Genomic DNA, 19,365 nt, shown 5'->3' on the forward strand with positions numbered 1-19,365 from the left:
CCACCCCCATCCGAACCAGAGAGATCGAGGAACGCCCGTGACCGTGACGGAACACGTCCGCCCCACCGTGGCGCCGGAGACCGCCGCCCAGGTCCTCTCCGCCGAGCAGCGGTACGCCGACGAGCTGGCCTTCCTGGCCGCGTACGACGACGGCGCCCGGCCGCCGGGCTGGGCACTGACCCCGCGCGCCGTGGTCACCTTCATCCAGGGCAGCGACGGCGAGGCGTTGAAGCTGCCCGCCGACCGGCGCACCGGCCCGGACGGCGCCGAACTGCCGGCCAGCATGACCATCCCGGCGAAGTTCGTCGGCGAGCGGAGCCTCGTCGAGCGGTGCGTGGTCACCCTGGCCGGCGAGCGGGGCCTGCTGCTGGTCGGTGAGCCCGGTACCGCCAAGTCCATGCTCTCCGAGCTGCTGGCCGCCGCCGTCTGCGGCACCAGCGCGCTGACCGTGCAGGGCACCGCCGGCACCACCGAGGACGCCTTCCGCTACGGCTGGAACTACGCCCTGCTGCTCGCCCAGGGCCCGACCCCGCAGGCGCTGGTCGACTCGCCGGTGCTGACCGCCATGCGCACCGGCCGGGTGGTGCGCATCGAGGAGGTCACCCGCTGCCTGCCCGAGGTGCAGGACGCGCTGGTGTCCATCCTGTCCGACCGGCGGATGAACGTGCCGGAGCTGTCCGGCACCGAGGACGGGCTGATCCGCGCCGTGCCCGGGTTCACCGTGATCGCCACCGCCAACCTGCGGGACCGGGGCGTGTCGGAGATGTCCTCGGCCCTCAAGCGCCGGTTCAACTTCGAGACCATCCACCCGATCTCGGACGCGGACGTCGAGACCGACCTGGTCCGCCAGCAGGCCACCGCCGCCGTGCAGCGCGCCGGCGCGGCGTACACGGTGGACGACGCGGTGCTGGACGCCCTGGTCACCGTGTTCCGCGACCTGCGTTCCGGCCGGTCGGGCGAGGGCTGGGACGTGGAGCGGCCCGGCACGGTCATGTCCACCGCCGAGGCGGTGCAGGTGGCGGTGTCGCTCGGCCTGGCGGCCGCGTACCTGCCCGACGGGGACGCGCTCGACCTGGTGCCCGGGCACCTGCTCGGCGTGGTCCGCAAGGACGACCAGAACGACCACGCCCGCCTGCTCGGCTACTGGGACGGTCCGGTCCGTCGCCGCGCCGAGGACGGCTCGGCGATGTGGCGCCGGCTCTGGGACCTGCGGGAGAACCTGCGGTGACGACCCTCTCCAGCCCACCGACCGGTGCGGCCCCGGCGACCGCCGACCCGGTGGGAGCCGACGCGACGTCGGCCGATCCGCGTGCCGTGGTCGACGCGCTCGCCGGTTCGGTGCGGCCGTACCTGATCGGGGTGCGGCACCACAGCCCGGCGCTGGCGGCGGCGGTCCCGGCGCTGCTGGACGCCGCCGGGGCCGAGGTGGTCTGCATCGAGTTGCCGGCCGACTTCCAGCGCTGGCTGCCGTACCTCTCCGATCCGGCCGCGCGGGCCCCGCTGGCCCTGGTCGGCAGCCACGGCGCGGACGGGCCGATGGGCTTCTACCCGTTCGCCGACTTCTCCCCGGAGCTGGCCGCGATCCGCTGGGCCCGGCAGCGCGGCGTGGAGGTGGTCTGCTGCGACCTGCCGCTGGCCGACCCCGGCTGGACCGCCGGCCCCACCGACCCCGGCCCGACAGCCGGCGCCGACCCGACTGCCGGTGGCGAGCCCGCACCGGACGCGGGGGAGCCGGTGCCCGGCCTGCGCCGGTCCTACGCCGCCGCGCTCAGTGCCAGCGGCACCGGCCGGGACGGCGACGACCTGTGGGACCGGGTGGTCGAGGTGCGCGCCCCGGGCTGCCCGCCCGAGGCGGTCCGCCGGGCCGCGCTCGGCGTCGGCTGGGCGATGCGTACCGACAGCGCCAACCGCGACGGCGTGCCGGCCCGGGACCTGGCCCGCGAGCGGCACATGCGCCGGGTGCTGGCCGAAGCCGGCGTCGACGGCCGGCGGGTCGCCGCCGTCATCGGCGCCTTCCACGCCCCGGCCCTGGTCACCACCCCGTCGACCGCCGAGGTCACCGTCGCGTCCGCCCGGCCCGGCACCGCCGCGGCCGATCCCGTCCGCTCCGTGACGACTGCGCCCCGACCGGCCGCCACCGACGGCGGCGGCACGGCGGTCACCTCGCTGGTGCCGTACGCGTTCGACCTGCTCGACTCCCGGTCCGGCTACCCGGCCGGGATCCGCGACCCCCGCTGGCAGCAGTCCGTCTTCACCGCCGCCGGCGACCCGGAACGGATCCGGGCCGCCGCGGCCCGCGCGGTCACCGACCTGTGCCGGGAACTCCGCGCCGCCGGCCACACCGCCGGCACCGGTGAGGCCACCGAGACGGTACGGCTCGCCGACGACCTGGCCCGGCTGCGGGACCTGCCCGCCCCCGGCCGGGGCGAGGTGCTGGAGGCGGTGACCACCGTGCTCGGCCAGGGCGAACTGCTCGGCCGCGGCCGGGCGCTGGCCAAGGCCCTGGAGAGCGTGCTGGTCGGCGCCGAACGGGGCCGCATCGCCCCCGGCACGCCGCGCTCCGGGCTCGGCCCGGCGGTCGAGGCGGAACTCACCACGCTGCGGCTGCCCCACCCGGACAGCCCGAAGGCTCGCGAGGTGCGCCTCGACCCGCTGCGCACCGAGCTGGACGGGCGGCGGGAGATCCTGCTGCAACGCCTCCAGGTCTGCGGCGTCGGCTACGGCGAGCCGATCGCGGTGTCCGGCACCGGCGACGGCGCCGCCCTGACCACCCGCTGGCAGCTGGTCTGGACCCCGTCCGTGGCGGCCCGGCTGGACCTGGTCGGCGTACGGGGGGTGACCGCGGCGCTGGCCGCGGCCGGCACCCTGCGGGAGCGGTTCCGCCGGGAGGCCGCCGACGGCGGACCCACCGCCGCGCAGCTGCTCACCGGCCTCCGCGACGCCGCCCGGTGCGACCTGCCGGAGCTGGTCACCGACCGGCTCGAGCTGGCCGCCACGGTGCTGCCGGGCACCGGCACGCTGCCCGAGCTGCTGGCCGCACTGGACCTGCTGGAGGCGCTGCGCCGCGAACACCTGCCCGGCACGACCCCCGACGGCCGGGCCCGGGCGGCCGAGCTGGCCGTCGTGCTGCTGGACGCGGCGGTGCGCGGGCTGCCCGGCCTGGCCGGCAGCGACACCCCGGCGGACGCCGCCGCGCTGGTCGACCTCGCGGTCCGCGCCGGCGAGGACCGCATCGGGCTACGCCTGGACGAGGCCCTCGACCACCTGGCCCGCACCGGTTCGCCGCTGATCCAGGGCGCCGCCCTGGCCGCCCGGGTGCTGCTCGACCTGACCGACCTGGAGACCCTGGGCACCCGGGTGGCCGGCTGGGTCGACGCGGCGACCGGACCGGACACCCGACGGCACCTGCACCGGCTGCTCGGCGGCCTGCTCACCGGGGCGCACCCGCTGTTGCAGTCCGCCCCGGCCGCGCTGGACCCGCTGCTGGAGCGGATCGAGCGGCTTCCCGACGCCGACTTCCTGGACCGGCTGCCCGCGCTTCGCGGCGGGTTCGACGTGCTCACCCCGGCGGCCCGGGGCCGGCTGCTGGACACCGTCACCGAGCGGCTGGGCGACCGGCTCGACCTGAGCCTGTCCGCCCCGCCGGAGCTGCTGGCCCGCTGGGCCGCCGCCGACGCGGCCGGCCGGGCCGCCCTGCTCGCCCGCCGCATCCCTGTCCCGGGCACGCCGGCCGGCCCCGCCGACGCCGACGCCGATGCCGGCGCCGCGCCCGGGCCGGGCACGCCGGACGCCCGGCTCACCGCCACCGACCGGTGGCGGCTGCTGCTGGGCCGCCAACCCGACCGGTTGCCGGCCGACGCCCGCCGCTACGCCCGCGCCCTGGACGAGCTGTACGGGGCGGGTCAGGGCGAGGGCGCCACCGACCTCGGGCAGGCGGCCGGCGGCGGTCAGGAAGCCTCCTTCCCGACCGCCCGCGAGTGGGCCGACGAACTCGAGGCGCTGTTCGGCACCGCCGTACGCGAGGAGGTCATCGCCCGGGCGGCCGAGAACGGCCGTACCGACGTGCTCACCGAACTCGACCCGGCCGCGGTACGCCCCTCGATGGAGCTGCTGACCTCGGTGCTGTCGCTGGCCGGCGGCCTGCCCGAGGGGCAGCTCGCCAAGCTGCGGCCCCTGGTGCGGAGACTGGTCGAGGAGCTGACCAGGCAGCTGGCCACCCAGGTGCGCCCGGCGCTGACCGGGCTGACCAACCCGCGTCCGACCAGCCGTCCCGGTGGCCGGATCAACCTCGCCCGTACGCTGCGGGCCAACCTCGCGCACACCCAACGGCTCGGCGACGGCCGGACGGTGGTGGTGCCGCAACGCCCGGTCTTCAACAGCCGCACCCGCAAGGAGGCCGACTGGCGGCTGGTGCTGGTGGTCGACGTGTCCGGCTCGATGGAGGCGTCGGTGGTGTGGTCGGCGTTGACCGCCGCCGTACTGGCCGGGGTGCCCACCCTGTCCACCCACTTCCTCGCCTTCTCCACCGAGGTGGTCGACCTGACCGACCGGGTCGACGACCCGCTGTCGCTGCTGCTGGAGGTGCGCGTCGGCGGCGGTACGCACATCGCCGCCGGGCTGGCCGCCGCCCGCTCGCTGGTGACCGTGCCGAGCCGCACCATCGTCGCGGTGGTCAGCGACTTCGAGGAGGGTTATCCGCTGGCCGGGCTGCTCGGTGAGGTCCGCACGCTGGTCGGTTCGGGCGTGCACCTGCTCGGCTGCGCCGCGCTGAACGACAGGGGAGCGCCCTGCTACTCGGTGCCGGTAGCCGAGCAGCTCGTCGCGGCCGGGATGCCGGTCGCCGCTCTCAGCCCGCTCGAACTCGCCCGCTGGGTGGGCGACCGCATCCGCGGAGGATCACGTTGACGGACCGCACAGCCACTGCCGTGGACACCGACCGGTTGCCGCCGGTGCTGCCGGCGGTCGCCGCCGCGGCGGTGGCGGCCCTGCCACCCCGGCTGCACAAGCGGCTGGACGCCGCCGTCGAACGGCTGGCCGGCATACCGGTCGGCCCGGTCGACGGGGGCGTGTCGGTCGACTGCGGCCCGGAGTCGCTGGTCACCCTGACGCCCGGAGCGACCGGCGTGGTCACCGACCCGCACCAGGCGCGGTGCAACTGCCTGCTGGCGCCCCGCTGCCTGCACCGCGCCGCAGTCCTTCTCGCCTGCCCGGTCGCCGACCCGGCCACCCACCCCGATCCGGCGTCCGCCGCCGCCGCGGCGTCGTCGACGTCGGGCCGCGCCGACGCGGCGTCCGGCCGCACCGGGCGTACCAGGAAATCGGCTGGCGCGGCCGGCGGCGCGGCACCGACGAAGGCGCAACGGGCCGCCGCCGGCGCGCTGTGGCGGGCGGCCGCCGCGGTGCTCGCGGCCGGCGTGCCGGCCGCCGGGGCGGTGCCCCAGGCCGAACTGCTGCGGGCCGCCCACGGCGCCCGGCTGGCCGGCCTGCCGCGGGCCGAGAGCGCCGCGCTGCGCACGGTGCGTGGACTGCGCGCGCAGCGGGGACGGCAGAACGGCCACCGGTTGGCCGAGCTGGTCGAGGTGCTGCACGACCTGCTGTACGTCGCCGGCCGGCTGGCCGCCGGCGATGCCGACCCGGCGCTGGTCGGCGTCCTGCGGCGGGCCTACCAGCCGGACGGCACCCTGGAGGTGCACGGCGTCTGCCGGGAGCCTGTGATCAGCGCGACCGGGTACGCCGGGGTGGTCACGCACCTGGTCGCCGCCGACGGGCGCCAACTGTCCTTCGGCGACGTGAAACCGGGCGGTCCGGACCGGGCGCGGGACTGCGCCCGGGCGGTCACCGAGATGGGCGCGGTCGCGGTCAACCACGCGGTGCTGGCCCGTGGCGGCCTGCGGATCACCGGCACCACCGTCTCCCCGGACGGCCGGCTCGGTGCCGGTAAGGGGGTACGGGCCACCCCGCTCGCCGGGACCGACTGGTCCACCGGGCCGCTGGCGCACCTGTTCGCCCGCCCGCTCGCCGAGGTGGTGACCGCGCAACTCGCCACCGACGACCCGGAGGACCCGGCCCGGGCGGGGACCGCGTTGTTCGGCGGCGACCTGATGGTGGTGGGTGCCGTCGGTGACCAGGTGCTGGCCCGCGAGCTGGTCCCCGCCACCGACGCGGGACGCGAGCGTGCGCCGGTGCCGGACGGGCCGGTGATCCGGCTGGTGCCGGTCGACTCCCATCCGATGCTGGCCCACGTGGCCAACCTGCGGCGGCTCGCCTCCCGGCCCGGCCTGCGGGTCCGGGTGGTCGGTCGGCTGGACCCGGACCGGGCCAGCACGCTGCGACCGCTCGCGGTCGGCCCGGTGCCCGGTGCCGCCGCCACGTTGCGGCTGCCGGCGGACTGGCACGGCCGGGCGGACCTCGGCTACGACGAGATCCAGGGCGGCCACCTGCCGCCGCGCGACCCGGCCGAGGTGACCGAACCGGTTCTCGCCGTCGGCGCCGACGCGGTTGCGGAGTCCCCGCTGTGGCGGGTCCGCCGCCTGGTGGAGTTGGCCGTCTCCGGTGGTCGCCGCGCCGTCGCCGAGGCGGCCCGCGGCGACGGCACCGGCCTGGCCGGCCCGCTGCGCCGCGCCGGCTTCACCACCGCCGCCGCGCTCACCACCGGGTTGGCCGACGAGTCCGACCGGCGCGGCCGGGACGTGTTTGGCCGGCGTACCGATCCCGACCCGGACCGGTACGCGTGGGCCTGGCTCGCCGCCACCGCCCACCTCGCCGCCGCCGAGCGGGAGCTGATCCGGTCCTCCTGGACGACGCCACCCGTCGGCTGACCTGCCGGAAACCGCGATCGACCTCGAGGCCGGTGGCTGGCGGGCCGGACGGCTAGGGTCCTCAGCCGGTGGCGCGGCAGGCGGCGTCGACGCGGTCGCAGACCACGCCCGGCCGTTCAGCGCCCGGCACCCGTCCGAACCCGGGCGGGTGCCGGCCCCTCGACTGCGCCCGAGCCGACGCTGAAATCTCCCGCGGCATTCGCCGCTACTCCCGATCCGAAAGCGGGAAATGAGTGCCCTCACGCGACTGCGGGACGGACGATTCCGGCTATCCCGGACAACCTCAGCAGTTAGCCTGAGCCGGCGGCTTTGGCGTCGTCGTCCGATCAGTCCGGCGCTCTGTCGATCCGATGAACCAGGGCAGTTTCCCTCACCGACGGGAGATGTGGCGTGCGTGGACTAACGGACAAGGTCGTGCTCGTGACGGGGGGCGGATACAGCCCCGAGCAGGTCGGCTCCGGACTCGGTCAGTCCATGTGCGTGGAGCTTGCCAAAGAAGGGGCGAAGGTCGTCGTTTCCGACCTCTCCCTGGAGCGAGCCGACGCGACGGTCAGGCGGATCCGTGACACCGGAGGAGACGCGACCGGGGTGGCGGCGGACGTCACCGACGAGGATTCGGTCGACGCCATGGTGAGCGCCGCCCTCGACGCGTACGGCCACGTCGACGTGCTGGTGAACAACGCCGGCGTGTTCGGCGCCTACCTCCCGCTGCTCGAAATCGAGACCAGCCAGTGGGAGCGCGTCATGGAGGTCGACCTGAAGGGCGTCTTCCTCGCCACGAAGGCCACGCTTCCGCACATGCTCGAGCGCGGGAGCGGCGTCGTGATCAACGTTTCCTCGGCATCTGGTCTGGTCGCCAGCGAAGTCGGGGCTGAGTACACCACCGCCAAGCACGGCGTCATCGGGCTGACGAAGCAGATCGCCTACGACTACGGCCACCGAGGCATCCGTGCAGTGGGCATCGGACCCGGCGTCATCAAGACCGCGGCCTTCGAGGGCGCGGAGATCACCAGTGACTTCCCGTTCTACGACCTCACGATGCAAGCCCCGGCGGGCCGGTACGGTGAACCCCACGAGGTGGCCCGGGCGGTCTGTTTCCTCGCGAGCGACGACGCCTCCTTCATTCACGGCCACACCATCCCGGTCGACGGTGGATCTCCCGTCAGGTGATGGAGCCGTCGGCGTGATCCCAGGCCTGGGCAGCAGCGGCCGAACTGCCGGACCGCCTTGCTAATTCGTATTAGCATCTTGACGCCGCCGAGACGCCACGCGCAGACTCATCGACCAACGGCACCGCCCGCGACGAGCGTCTGCACCGATCGGCCGCTCTGCGAGGCGGAGTGACACCTGCCCCGTCACGGCCGGCCCGCTTCCCCTGCCCCCGTCGGCCCGCCCCACGAACGGAGGGAACGCGATGACGCGTACCCCGGAAGGCTCCTTCTCCCGACGCACGCTGCTGCGTGGTGCGGCAGCCGCCGGTGTCGCGACCGCGACCACCGGCGCCGGCCTCGCCGCGACGCCCACGCCGGCGCTCGCCGGACCGGCCGGCTTCCCCAACTACCGGTACGTGCGCGACGCGTTCGACAGGCCGTTGCGTTACAACCCGACCGGCGAGTTCATCTTCCCGTGCGTCCGCGGCGTCTACGACAAGATCGGCGGCTACCTCGGCCGCTACTACCTCTACTACGCGCCGCACGACGCGCCCGGCGGGATCTGCCTCGCCTACGCCGACCGGCTCGAGGGCCCCTACACCGAGTACGCCGACAATCCCGTCATCGACCGGGTGCTGCCGTCCACGACGGTGAGCCACGTGTCGTCGCCGCACGTCGTGTGGGACGCGCCGACCCGGCAGTTCTACCTGTACTTCCACGGCGAGAACCACACGACCCGGGTCGCCCGCTCGACCGACGGCGTCCGCTTCACCGACGAGACGCCGATCCTGTCGACGAACCTGGTGCCCAACACGACCGAGACCTCGTACGCGCGGGTCTTCGAGCACCCGGTGGCCGGCAAGGGAAACCGCTACGTGATGGTGTTCATGGGCGCCCACACCATCCGGCCGGGCACCCGGAAGATCTTCTGGGGCTGGTCGCCGAACGGCTGGAGCGGCTGGCAGTTCTCCCCGAACCCGCTGGTGTCGCCGTCGGGTGACGGGCTCACCGACATCTCCGCGCCGCACCTGCTGAAGCGCAACGGCACCGCGTACATCGCGTACCACGGCGGCAGCGGCAACATGTATCTGACCGAGGTCGGCAACAACTTCGACCGCGAGGTCCACCTCGGAGTGTTCCACCGGCCGATCGCGTCGGACAACGGCCGGGTGGCGTCGCCGACGTTCGGCACCGACGGCGGCGTGGAATACATGCTCTACGAGGCCGGGCCACGCCTGGACGCCAGGATCTGCGTGGCCCGCGCGGTCTAGCCCCGGCGCACACGAACCCTCCTGGCTACGCGGTAACTGCCTGCGGATCACCGGCGGCGTCATGGGCGGCCATGCTCTCCTGCCGGCGGGGTTCCTCGCGCAGGATGGCGGCGTGCAGCCACGTGTCGGGGATGGCGAAGCCGTCCACGAGTGTCCGCATGTGCGGGCGCAGCTCCTTGAGTAGACCGTTCACCACACCGGTGATCGCCTTGGACCGGGCCGGCGTGAGACGGCCGTGCTCCAGGAACCATCCCTTGTCGGCCTCGATGACGCTGAGCGCGTACAGGTCGCAGACCCGGGAGAGCAGCGCCCGGACCGCCGGGTCCGCGGTGTCCTCGATGCCGGCGACGAACGCCTCCAGGGCGACCCGGTCGACGTGCGCGGCGGCGACGGCGAGGACGTGGTCCTGGACGTCGTTGAAGATGTCGAAGGGACGGTCCTTCTTCGTGGCCGCGCCGTTGCGCAGGCGGCGGACCGCGCCGTCGAGGAGGTGCCGCTCGCGGTCCTCGAAAGCCTTGAGCTGCCAGCCGCGGTCGGTGACGGCGACCTCCTCGTCGCGGCCGGGCACGGCGCTGACCAGCCGCTCGATGAGCGACCGCGCGGCGGTGCGCTCGAGCACCATCTCGCGGACCTGCTCGGCGACGAAGGAGGCGCGTCCCCAGCCGTCCAGCGAGCCGAACTCGTCCCGGTGGCCGGTGAGCAGTCCCTTGGCGACCAGCTGCAGCAGCACCGTGTTGTCGCCCTCGAACGTGGTGAAGACGTCGGTGTCGGCCTTGAGGCTGGGCAGCCGGTTCTCGGACAGGTAGCCGGCGCCGCCGCACGCCTCGCGGCACATCTGGATGGTGCGGGTCGCGTGCCAGGTCTGCGCGGCCTTGAGGCCGGCGGCCCGGGACTCCAGCTCCCGTTGCCGGTGCTCGTCGACCGGCCCGTCGCCGCCCTGCACCTCGTCCAGCGCGGCGACCAGCTCGGCCTGGGCGAAGTGCAGCGCGTACGTGGTGGCCAGCGCGGGCAGCAGCTTGCGCTGGTGGGCCAGGTAGTCGTTGAGCAGCACCTCCCGCTCCGCGTCGGGCGTGCCGAACTGGCGGCGGATGTCGCCGTAGCGCACGGCGATCGTCAGCGCCGACCTGGTGGCCGCCGACGCGGCGCCGCCCACGCTCACTCGACCGCGGACCAGGGTGCCGAGCATGGTGAAGAAGCGCCGGGAGTCGTTCTCGATCGGGCTGGAGTACGTCCCGTCCTCCGCGACCTGACCGTAGCGGTCCAGCAGCATGTCCCGCGGCACCTGCACGTGGTCGAAGCTGAGCCGCCCGTTGTCGACGCCGAGCAGGCCCGCCTTGGCCCCGGCGTCCCCGATGGTCACGCCGGGCAGCGGCTTGCCCTGCGCGTCGCGGATCGGGACCAGCCACGCGTGTACGCCGTGCCGCCGCCCGTTGGCGATCAGCTGCGCGAAGACCACCGCCATCCGCCCGTCCCGGGCCGCGTTGCCGATGTAGTCCTTGCGGGCCGCCTCGTGCGGGGTGTGCAGGTCGAAGGTCTGCGTCTCCGGGTCGTACGTGCAGGTGGTGCGCAGCTGCTGGACGTCGGAGCCGTGGCCGGTCTCGGTCATCGCGAAGCAGCCGAAGATCCTGCCCGAGATGATGTCCCGCAGGTAGGCGTCGTGGTGCCGACGGGTGCCCAGGGCCGCGACGGCGCCGCCGAACAGGCCCCACTGCACGCCCGCCTTGACCATCAGCGACAGGTCGACCTGGGCCAGCATCTCGGTGGCGACGATCGAGCCGCCGACGTCGGACCTGCCGCCGTACTCGGTGGGGAAGGCCGAGGCGATACCCAGCTCGACGGGGAGTTCGCAGAGCAGCCGGGTGATCCGCTCACGCGCCTGGTCACCGGTCTCGCCGTACACCGGGAGGAAGCGCGCGTCGAGGTGCTTCCGGTGGGCGTTGCGGACCTCGGCCCACGGTCCGTCGAGCACTTCCTGAAGGCGGGCGAGGTCGATGCGGCCGGACGCGTGATCGGGCATGGTCACCCCTCGGAATGGCGGACATATGGGTACAGTCTGTACCCGATCAAGAGTACCGGCCCGCTACGGTGACCCGCCGAGCAAGACCGCGGTGAGACGGGACACCATCGTTGCCGGCCGCCGGCAGCGCACTCCGACCGCGTAAGACGTCCGCCCGCAGGCTCACCCACCGGCTCACCGTTGGTCAGGGCAGGATCTCGACGTACCCGTCGGTCGCGTGCACGCGAATCCGCTGCCCGTCCCGGATCAGCGTGGTCGCCTGCTCCACGCCGACGAGGGCGGGCAGGCCGTACTCCCGGGCGACCACCGCCCCGTGGGTCATGAGGCCGCCCACCTCCGTCACCAGTCCCTCGATCGCGACGAACAGGGGTGACCAGCTCGGATCGGTGTAGGCGGTGACCAGGATGTCGCCCGGTTCGAGATCGGCCTTGGCCAGGTCCAGGATGACGCGGGCCCGCCCCTCGACGACCCCGCCGGAAACCGGGAGGCCGACCAGCGCGCCGGTCGGCACATCCTCGCGTCGGTACGCGCCGGCGATGCCCTCACCCTCCGACGTGAGCACTCGGGGCGGGATGAGCCTCTGGTACGCCCTGAACGCTTCCTTCCGCCGCTGGATGAGCTGATCGTCCACCTTGCTCGTGCGCACGACGTCGGAGAGTTCCTGGAACGTGAGGTAGAAGATGTCCTCCCTCTCCGGAAGCACGTCGGCCCGCACGAGACGTTCGGCCTCCTCGAGCAGGGCCTGCTTGTAGATGAAGTAGCGGCTGACGATGGCGTACTTCGGATACTCCCGGTACCCGACGAAGGTTCGGACCCGGTCGATCACCCGCTTCGTCTCTTCCGCCTTCCGCTCCCCGTCCGGCAGGGCCCGCAAGCGCGCCAGAACCTCCTGTTCCTTCTGTTCCGCCTGCTGGCGCCCCTGCGCGAAGCGCCGCTTGCGAGCGCCCGGCGCGAGGTTCCTGATGTTGTCGAGGATGACGGGCACGAGCGTGCTGGGGCGTTCGCTCCAGCGCGGCCTCGTGATGTCGATCTCGCCGGCGCAGCGCATGCCGTACGCGTCGAGAAAGGTCCGGATGGCGTCTCGCGCTTCCTGTCCGCCCGGGAGCCCGGCCAGCTCATCCACGAAGCCCTCGTCCTCGACCTGCCGCAGGAAGGCCACGACCTCCGGGTACGGGCGGATGACGTCCGCGACGTCCAGCAGCGCCAGTCCCATCTCCGACGTGACGTTGTGGGGCGCGGACAACGTGAGCGCGTCGGCCGCGTTCTTCTCGCCCAGCCACTCGTGCAGCTTGTCGTTGAGCCACCACGTGGCCTCCATCCCCGCCATGATCGCCTGCATGTTGAGCGGATCACTGAGGGCGCGCTTGTGCTCCTCGAAGGCCTCCCGCAGGAAGTCGAACAGCGCCGGTCCGGATTTCGTCCGGATGTCGCGCTGCAGGGTGGCGACAGACGCCCGGCTGCGTTCGATCAGTTCGCTGACGATGGCCGGATCGGTCTCGATCGGGGCGGGCGCACCGCCGGCGGGCGGCCCTGCGGGACCCTGGTCGGGGAGCGACGGAACGAAGTCGCCGCGGTCGAGGACGGTCTCCAGCGCGTCCCTGACCAGTGGATCGGACCTGCCCACCATCTCCAGCAGACCGGCGCGGCTCGCGGGTGCGGCCAGGCGCCGGGTGACGTCGACGAACAGCCTCCCGCCGGCCTCGTGCATCGGCGCCATGGCCGTCAGCTGCCACATGGACACCCCGAGGGGCCTCATGGCGTCGGTCATCATCTGCTGGTGACCGACGGAGACGTAGACGTGGTTCTCTCCATCGCCCGTCTCGGGGATCGGGAACAGGGTGGTGATCGGCCGGCTCTGGACGATGTGGAAGTCGTCGTCGACCAGGCACCACTCGATGTCCTGGGGATGGCCGAAATGGGCTTCGATCCGCCGGCCCAACCGCACCAGCCGCAAGACCTGCGCATCAGTCAGCGCCGGCTGCTCCTGCCGCTGTGGGTCGATCGCCTGTTCCGCCGTCCCGCCCGCCGGCAGGGCGTGGATGGCAAGTCGTTTGGCCGCGATCGCCTTTTCGATGATCTCATCGCCGCGCACCCGATAGGTGTCCGTGTTCACCAACCCGGAGACCAGAGCCTCGCCGAGGCCGAAGCTGGCCTCCACGGAGGCGACCCTCCGGTTGGACGTGACGGGGTCGGCGGTGAACAGGACGCCGGCCGCCTGTGGAAAGACCATCCTCTGCACGACGACGGCCATGTGGACCGTGCGGTGGTCGATGCCGTTGCGTCGACGGTAGGTCACGGCCCGCTCGGTGAAGAGCGAGGCCCAGCACCGGCTGACGTGCTGGAGGATGGCCGCCGGCCCCATGACGTTCAGGTACGTGTCCTGCTGGCCCGCGAAGGAGGCCGTCGGCAGGTCCTCCGCCGTCGCGCTGGACCGGACGGCACAGGCGGCTCGCTCGCCGAGCTGGGAGACAGCCCGGATGATCGCCGCCGCCACCTCGTCGGGGAGGAGTGTCGCTTCGATGCTCCGGCGGATCTGCGCACTGACTGTGCGGATCGACTCCCGGTCGTCCGGGTCCAGGCGCGACAGCTGGTCGAGCCGCTCGTCGATCGACGGCGTCTCGGCCATGATCCGCCGGAAGGCGTCCGTCGTCACGCAGAAGCCCGCCGGCACCCGGATGCCGCCGATCCGCGACAACGCCCCCAGGTGCGCGCCCTTGCCGCCGACGATCGCGACCTGCACGTCGTCCACGTCCTGGAGACCCAACACGTACTGCCCGGTCATCGCGGGACCGCCAAGGCAACCGTCCTGCGCCGCGACAAGAACATCCGCACCTCGTGCCCCGTTTCTTCGTCAGTTCTGGGTCCGGCCGACGATTTTGCGGCAAGACCCGGGTCTTGCCGCAAGCAGCGGGGTGCGATATACGTTTAAGTGGGAACGGTTTCCTTATCGTTTTCCGCTGCGGACCGGAATCTCTTTCACTGAAATCCTCACGGCGGTGCGCCGCGCCGACGACGCCGGGGGAGCAGCGGACCTGGCCCGGCTGGTGCACGGCATCGCCGGAGCCACCCGTCGCCGGTGGCTGCGGGCGAACGGCCACCCGCCGCCGTGTCGCGGCGCCGGGTGGCACGATCACCGGTAGGTGATCGACACGATCGGTGTCTCAGGCCAGCAGTTGCTCGCGCATCCTCGCGCCCGGGTTGAACCCACCGACGACCCGGGGGCCGGCCGGGTCGTGCACGTCGAGGGTGTTGTTGCGGCGCATGAGCTCACGGACCGCGGGCGGCAGCCGGGGCGGGTCGTCCATGGCGGCGAGGACCTGTCCGGCGCTGGAGATCAGCCGATCGGCCAGGGCGGCGGCGTCGGTGTCCACCCGCACCCGGCCGTACTCCCAGCCGGCGGTGGTGAGGTCGAGCACCTCGAAGAGGTGGGTCACCAGGGGGTTCGGGTCGGTCACCCGGTCGAGCCGGGCGGCCTGGCTGCCGAGCACCGCGACCGCGGCGGCCACCTGCGTGTACGGGTGGAAGCCGCTCGGCAACGTGAACAGCGGCCAGCGCAGGGCCGGGCCGGCCTCCTTCCACAGCGGCCGGTAGTTGCGGCGGTGCACCAGGAGCCGTCGGCCCGTTCGCCGGTGTACCTCGTGGGCCTGGGCCTGGAGGTCCGCGTGGGCCTCGTCGGCGACCTGGCTCACGATCCGGGCCGCCACCACCAGGCCGTCGTCGCCGTCCAACATTCCGGTGACCGCCTCGACCTGCTCGGGAAACCGGAGCTGCGCGTGGGCGCCGTACCGGTGCTGGACGTCCCGTAGCAGAGCCTGCTGCCGTCCCGGATCGAGCTGGACCCGCCCGCCGCCCAGCAGTCGCTGGAGCCAACCCATTTCGCCTCGTTTCAGCAGAGCCGTCCCGGACTGCGGCAATGCTAGTGCGTCGAACCTACCCGGGTGCGTAAGGGGTGGCTGAGCGTTGCTCCCCGGCCGGTAGGCACCCTCCTGTCAGGTGTCCGGCTTATCCGACCCCCTGTGGACAGGTGCCCTCTAGCCTGCCGTCATGCAGCCAACCGCAGAGTCGCGTGGGTCTTTTCTCATCCGTCTTTCCGGGCCGATCGCATGGACGATCTGGGCAGTCTCCGCCGTGATCGTGGTCGTGATCGCCGTTGAACGCGCCCCGCTGCACACGTTCGGGGACTGGGGGTGGTTGGCCCTGGTGATCGCCATGGCGACGGTGATCCCGCTGTTGCTGGTGCTGTCCATGCACCAGCTGGCACTCACCGGGGTCGGACGGTTCCTGGCCTACCTGGTGTTGACCACGATCGTTCTGATCCTGCTGTGGTTCTTCGGCTGGCAGGTGCTGGACTGGTACGAGGCGGCGGACTCGGGCTTTCACGGCTTCAGCGGGCGTGTCGTCGGGTACCTGATCTTCGTCTCTGCCCCTGGGCTCGGGCTGGGCATCCTGGCTGGACACCTGGAGCTCGCGCGGGCGGTGGCCCGGAAGGCGCTGAGGTCGCAACAGGGTGGGGACGTGGTGGACCGCTGAGACCCCATCGGTGACTCTGCTGTGGCCGGTTCTCCTCCGTGCGGCTCATGCAGACGCGGCGTCGGGCCCGGCGGGCAGCCGGGCACGACGCCGCGTCCGGGAGATCAGCCCTTGCGGCCCTGGGTGGCGACGCCCTCGATGAAGTACCGCTGGCCGAAGCTGAACAGCAGCAGCATGGGCAGCGTGACGAGCAGCGAGGCGACCATCACGTACTGGTAGTCGCCCTCCCCGCCCGCCGTGGGGCTGTACTTCGTCATGGCGTACGCGATGCCGAGGGGAGCGGTGAAGTCCTCCATCGACTCACCGTTGAGATAGATCAGCGCGCCCTGGAAGTTGTTCCACGCCGCCTGGAACTCGAACAGGAAGACGATGACGAACGACGGGATGGACAACGGCATGGCGATCTTCCAGAACAGCTGCCAGTAGTTGGTCCCGTCGATCCGGGCCGCCTCGAACAGTTCCCGAGGCAGGCTCAGGTAGAACTGCCGTTGCAGAAAGATGTAGAACGCCGAGCCGAACAGGTTGGCGCCGAACAGCGGCACCCAGGTGCCGAGGAAGCCCGCCTCCTTCCAGATCAGGTACATCGGGATCATCGTGACCGCGCCGGGCAGCATCATCGTGCCCAGGACCAGCCCGAACAGGATGTTGCGGCCGGGGAAGCGGAAGTAGGCGAACCCGAAGGCCACCATCGAGCTGGAGATGGCGACCGTCGTCGCGGCGAGCAGTGAGATCGACACGCTGTTGAACACCCAGTGCAGCAGCGGCAGCTCGCTCCAGACCTGGACGTAGTTGTCCCACCGCCAGGTCTCGGGGATCAACGAGTTGTCGAAGACCTGGCTGGCCGGCTTGAGGCTGGCCGCGACCAGCCAGACCAGGGGATACAGGAACAACGCGGCGAACCCGACGAGCAGGAGGGTGAGCAGTACCCGCCCGATCGTCCACCTCGTGGGTGGGCGCCCGGGATCCCGTTGCCCTCCGGGGGGCGCGGCGTCCACGGCCTGGGCCAGGACGGGGGCCGCGGTGGGTGCGGTGCTGGGGCCGATTGTCGTCACGACCGCTCTCCCTCGTAGTACACGAAGCGGTTGCCGACCTTGACCTGGATGAAGGTCAGGATCATCAGGATGACGAAGAGCAGCCAGGCCATCGCCGCGGCGAAGCCGAAGTTGAACTGCCGGAACGCCTCCTGGAACAGGTAGACCGCGTAGAACAGCGACGCCTCCGGCGCCACGTTGTTCTGGTCCCGCCAGAACAGCAGGTACGCCTGGTCGAAGACCTGGAACGCCGCGATGGTCAGGATGATGACGTTGAAGAACATCGCCCCGGAGATCATCGGCAGGGTGATGGAGAAGAACTGGCGGACGGGTCCCGCCCCGTCGAGCGAGGCTACCTCGTACAGGTCACGCGGCACGTTCTTCAGCGCGGCCAGGAAGATGACCATCGTGCCGCTGACCGTCCAGAGGGTCATGAGCACGATCGACGGCTTGACCCACGTCGGGTCGACCAGCCACTGCGGGCCCTCGATGCCGATGAAGCGCAGGCCCTGGTTGATGGCGCCGGTGTTGCCGTTCAGCAGCAGGAAGAAGATCGATGCCGTGGCCACCGCCGGGGTCATCTTCGGCAGGTAGTAGACCGTGCGGAAGAAGCCGGCGCCGCGGCCCACCCGGTTGAGCAGCACCGCCAGCAGCAGCGCGAAGCAGATCTCCAGGGGTACGGCCAGCACGGCGTAGAACAGGGTGTTCGCCAGCGACTTGGCGACCTTCGGGTTCTCCAGCAACGCCTCGTAGTTGCTGGTCCCGGTGGGCCGGATGACGTTCGTCGCCAGGTTGTACTTGCTGAACGAGATGACCAGGCTGTAGATCATCGATCCGGCGGTGAAGACGAGGAAGCCGATGATCCACGGCGAGATGAAGAGGTAGCCGGCCAGCGCCTCCCGGCGGTTGTACTTCCTTCCCCGGCCCGGCCGTTTCCTGCTGCTGTCGCGAGTGCCGTCGCCGGAGGGTGCGACGGTGGTACTTGTCATCCAACGCCTCCATGGTGTGCCGGGTGCCGGAGATTCCCGGGGGGTGGATCGCAAGATCTCCACAATGCGGCGTGGCGGGCTCCCGCGCCATGCGAGGGCCCGCCACGCCCACGAGGAACGTTGCTGGCGGTCAGCCGCCGGTAACGGTCTTGTACGCGTTCATCGATGCCGTCTGGGCGTCGGCGAGCGCCTGCTGGGCGGGCTTGCTGCCGAGCAGCGCCGCGGTGACGGCGTTCAGCAGCTCCTGCTTGATCTGCTGGCCGGCCGGCGAGGCTCCCACGCTCTTGCCGGCGTCCGCGACCTCGTAGTAAGTGCTGATCACCTGGTCGAAGCCGGCGTCACCGCTGGGCTTGACGTACTTCTCCCGGATGGCCTTGTCGGACACGGGCGACCCGGTGAACAGGCCGGTGTTGATGGACTTCTTCTCCTGCACCGTCTTGGCCCGAGCCTCGGCGGCGGCGTTCCAGGAGCCCTCCTCGGTCAGCGCGAGCGCCCACTTGCAGGCGGCCGAGGGGTTCTTGGCCTGGGCGGGGATCACGAACGAGGTGCCGCCGGCCTGGGTGACCGGGTTGCCGTCCTTGCCCTTGAACGGCACGGCGCCCAGCTTGATCTTGTCCTTGTACGGCGAGAGGACGTTGGGGTACCACTGGGCGTCCACCTCCGCCCCGACCTGGTTCTGGACGAACTGGTTCTTCTCACCGAACATGTCGAACGAGTCGGTGAAGCTCTTGTACTTGGCGAACCCGCCCTGCGCGTCCACGATCTTCTTGAGCAGTTCGAGCGCGGCGACGTTGTTCGGGTCGTCCAGGGTGGGCTTGCCGTCCGCGTCGGCGAGCTTGCCGCCCATGCCGACGAGCCAGAGGTTGATCTGGCCGGTCGCCTGCGGGTTGAACCCGAGCGTCGTCGGCACGCCACCGTTGGCCTTGTACATCTTCGCGACGGCGGCGAGCAGCTTGTCGGGGTTCGACGTGTCGATGTCGGCGTCCTGCACGCCCGCCGCGTCCATGGCCTTCTTGTTCAGGATGATCGCCGCCGGCTGGTAGAACTGCGGCACCGCCCACATCTGGCCCTTGTACGTGACGTCGTTGGCCACCGCCGGGTACCAGCGGTCCTTGGTGACCTTGTTGACCTCCAGGCACTTGTCGAGCGGCTGGATGAGGCCCTGGGCGGCGTAGGTGAGGACCAGCTCACGGTCCATCTGCACCACGTCGGGGACGTTGCCGCTGGCCTGGCGGGTGGTGAACTTCTGCGCGTCGAAGCCCGTCTGGTCCATCTCGATCTTGACGCCGTCGAGCTGCTTGGCCGCGTACTCGATCCGGGCCTTGCCGACGTCGTCGGCGTTGTTGAAGCCCCAGGCGCTCAAGGTCCCGGTGGGCTTGGCGTCGAAGTTCGCGGCCTCGCCGCCGCTGTCGCCTTCGGACGATCCGCAGGCGGCAGTCGCGACAAGTGCGGCGGCGACGCCTGCGGCTATGAAGGCAGCTCGCCTTTTCCTCATCTGGGTCCCTTCGACGGCGTGCGGGGCCGGCGGGGCCGGCCCTCAAGAGGCTGAAGTCAGCAT

At 72.0% G+C, this 19,365-nt stretch carries 12 protein-coding genes; 6 read left to right on the forward strand and 6 right to left on the reverse strand.

The genetic code is table 11. The annotated features are described in order from the left end of the window. The first annotated feature begins 37 nt into the window (after positions 1 to 37). The 5 genes from DER29_RS15770 to DER29_RS15790 all read left to right on the forward strand — a co-directional run bounded on the left by DER29_RS15770 (position 38) and on the right by DER29_RS15790 (position 9,240). Positions 38 to 1,228, forward strand: coding sequence for an AAA family ATPase (locus DER29_RS15770; RefSeq protein WP_199729318.1), 1,191 nt, complete (start codon positions 38 to 40; stop codon positions 1,226 to 1,228). Then, the gene (locus DER29_RS35360) at positions 1,225 to 4,905 is read left to right on the forward strand and encodes a DUF5682 family protein (protein WP_233599830.1); all 3,681 of its coding nucleotides are present in this window, start codon (positions 1,225 to 1,227) and stop codon (positions 4,903 to 4,905) included. The genes DER29_RS15770 and DER29_RS35360 overlap by 4 nt, the downstream gene beginning before the upstream one ends. Next, complete coding sequence (locus DER29_RS15780) at positions 4,902 to 6,818, forward strand: hypothetical protein (protein ID WP_199729319.1); 1,917 nt, start codon at positions 4,902 to 4,904, stop codon at positions 6,816 to 6,818. Before DER29_RS35360 ends, DER29_RS15780 begins: the two co-directional genes overlap by 4 nt. 390 nt (positions 6,819 to 7,208) lie before the next feature. Continuing rightward, positions 7,209 to 7,988: an SDR family NAD(P)-dependent oxidoreductase gene (locus DER29_RS15785; protein WP_121398018.1), complete on the forward strand. Its 780-nt coding sequence runs from the start codon at positions 7,209 to 7,211 to the stop codon at positions 7,986 to 7,988. Positions 7,989 to 8,232: 244 nt separating this feature from the next. Further along, the gene (locus tag DER29_RS15790) at positions 8,233 to 9,240 is read left to right on the forward strand and encodes a hypothetical protein (RefSeq protein ID WP_121398019.1); all 1,008 of its coding nucleotides are present in this window, start codon (positions 8,233 to 8,235) and stop codon (positions 9,238 to 9,240) included. A gap of 25 nt (positions 9,241 to 9,265) precedes the next feature. Here DER29_RS15790 and DER29_RS15795 read toward each other — a convergent pair whose 3' ends face one another. The 3 genes from DER29_RS15795 to DER29_RS15805 all read right to left on the reverse strand — a co-directional run bounded on the left by DER29_RS15795 (position 9,266) and on the right by DER29_RS15805 (position 15,132). After that, positions 9,266 to 11,257 (reverse strand): acyl-CoA dehydrogenase, encoded by a 1,992-nt coding sequence (locus DER29_RS15795; protein ID WP_121398020.1) that lies wholly within the window; start codon positions 11,255 to 11,257, stop codon positions 9,266 to 9,268. Between the two features lie 184 nt (positions 11,258 to 11,441). Next, positions 11,442 to 14,039: a rifamycin-inactivating phosphotransferase gene (gene rph / locus DER29_RS15800; protein WP_121398021.1), complete on the reverse strand. Its 2,598-nt coding sequence runs from the start codon at positions 14,037 to 14,039 to the stop codon at positions 11,442 to 11,444. Between the two features lie 379 nt (positions 14,040 to 14,418). After that, positions 14,419 to 15,132: a hypothetical protein gene (locus DER29_RS15805; protein ID WP_121398022.1), complete on the reverse strand. Its 714-nt coding sequence runs from the start codon at positions 15,130 to 15,132 to the stop codon at positions 14,419 to 14,421. A gap of 169 nt (positions 15,133 to 15,301) precedes the next feature. Between DER29_RS15805 and DER29_RS15810 the strand changes: the two genes are divergently transcribed. Beyond that, positions 15,302 to 15,787, forward strand: coding sequence for a hypothetical protein (locus DER29_RS15810; RefSeq protein WP_148710062.1), 486 nt, complete (start codon positions 15,302 to 15,304; stop codon positions 15,785 to 15,787). A 104-nt stretch (positions 15,788 to 15,891) separates the two neighbouring features. On the opposite strand, the gene DER29_RS15815 is transcribed toward DER29_RS15810, so the two are convergent. From DER29_RS15815 to DER29_RS15825, 3 genes are all read right to left on the reverse strand, one after another. Continuing rightward, positions 15,892 to 16,839: a carbohydrate ABC transporter permease gene (locus tag DER29_RS15815; RefSeq protein ID WP_121398024.1), complete on the reverse strand. Its 948-nt coding sequence runs from the start codon at positions 16,837 to 16,839 to the stop codon at positions 15,892 to 15,894. Continuing rightward, positions 16,836 to 17,807, reverse strand: coding sequence for a carbohydrate ABC transporter permease (locus tag DER29_RS15820; RefSeq protein WP_121398025.1), 972 nt, complete (start codon positions 17,805 to 17,807; stop codon positions 16,836 to 16,838). The genes DER29_RS15815 and DER29_RS15820 overlap by 4 nt, the downstream gene beginning before the upstream one ends. A 130-nt stretch (positions 17,808 to 17,937) precedes the next feature. Further along, the gene (locus DER29_RS15825) at positions 17,938 to 19,302 is read right to left on the reverse strand and encodes an ABC transporter substrate-binding protein (RefSeq protein WP_121398026.1); all 1,365 of its coding nucleotides are present in this window, start codon (positions 19,300 to 19,302) and stop codon (positions 17,938 to 17,940) included. Between the last annotated feature and the right edge of the window lie 63 nt (positions 19,303 to 19,365).

It is taken from the genome of Micromonospora sp. M71_S20, assembly GCF_003664255.1.
GTDB lineage: Bacteria > Actinomycetota > Actinomycetes > Mycobacteriales > Micromonosporaceae > Micromonospora.

Excerpts from the sequence above, each read along its gene's own strand:
- DER29_RS15790 (WP_121398019.1), top strand. The coding sequence starts at position 8,233 with ATGACGCGTACCCCGGAAGGCTCCTTCTCCCGACGCACGCTGCTGCGT.
- DER29_RS15810 (WP_148710062.1), top strand. The coding sequence starts at position 15,302 with ATGCAGCCAACCGCAGAGTCGCGTGGGTCTTTTCTCATCCGTCTTTCC.
- DER29_RS15805 (WP_121398022.1), bottom strand. The coding sequence starts at position 15,132 with ATGGGTTGGCTCCAGCGACTGCTGGGCGGCGGGCGGGTCCAGCTCGAT.
- DER29_RS15820 (WP_121398025.1), bottom strand. The coding sequence starts at position 17,807 with ATGACAAGTACCACCGTCGCACCCTCCGGCGACGGCACTCGCGACAGC.
- DER29_RS15795 (WP_121398020.1), bottom strand. The coding sequence starts at position 11,257 with ATGCCCGATCACGCGTCCGGCCGCATCGACCTCGCCCGCCTTCAGGAA.
- rph (WP_121398021.1), bottom strand. The coding sequence starts at position 14,039 with ATGACCGGGCAGTACGTGTTGGGTCTCCAGGACGTGGACGACGTGCAG.
- DER29_RS15825 (WP_121398026.1), bottom strand. The coding sequence starts at position 19,302 with ATGAGGAAAAGGCGAGCTGCCTTCATAGCCGCAGGCGTCGCCGCCGCA.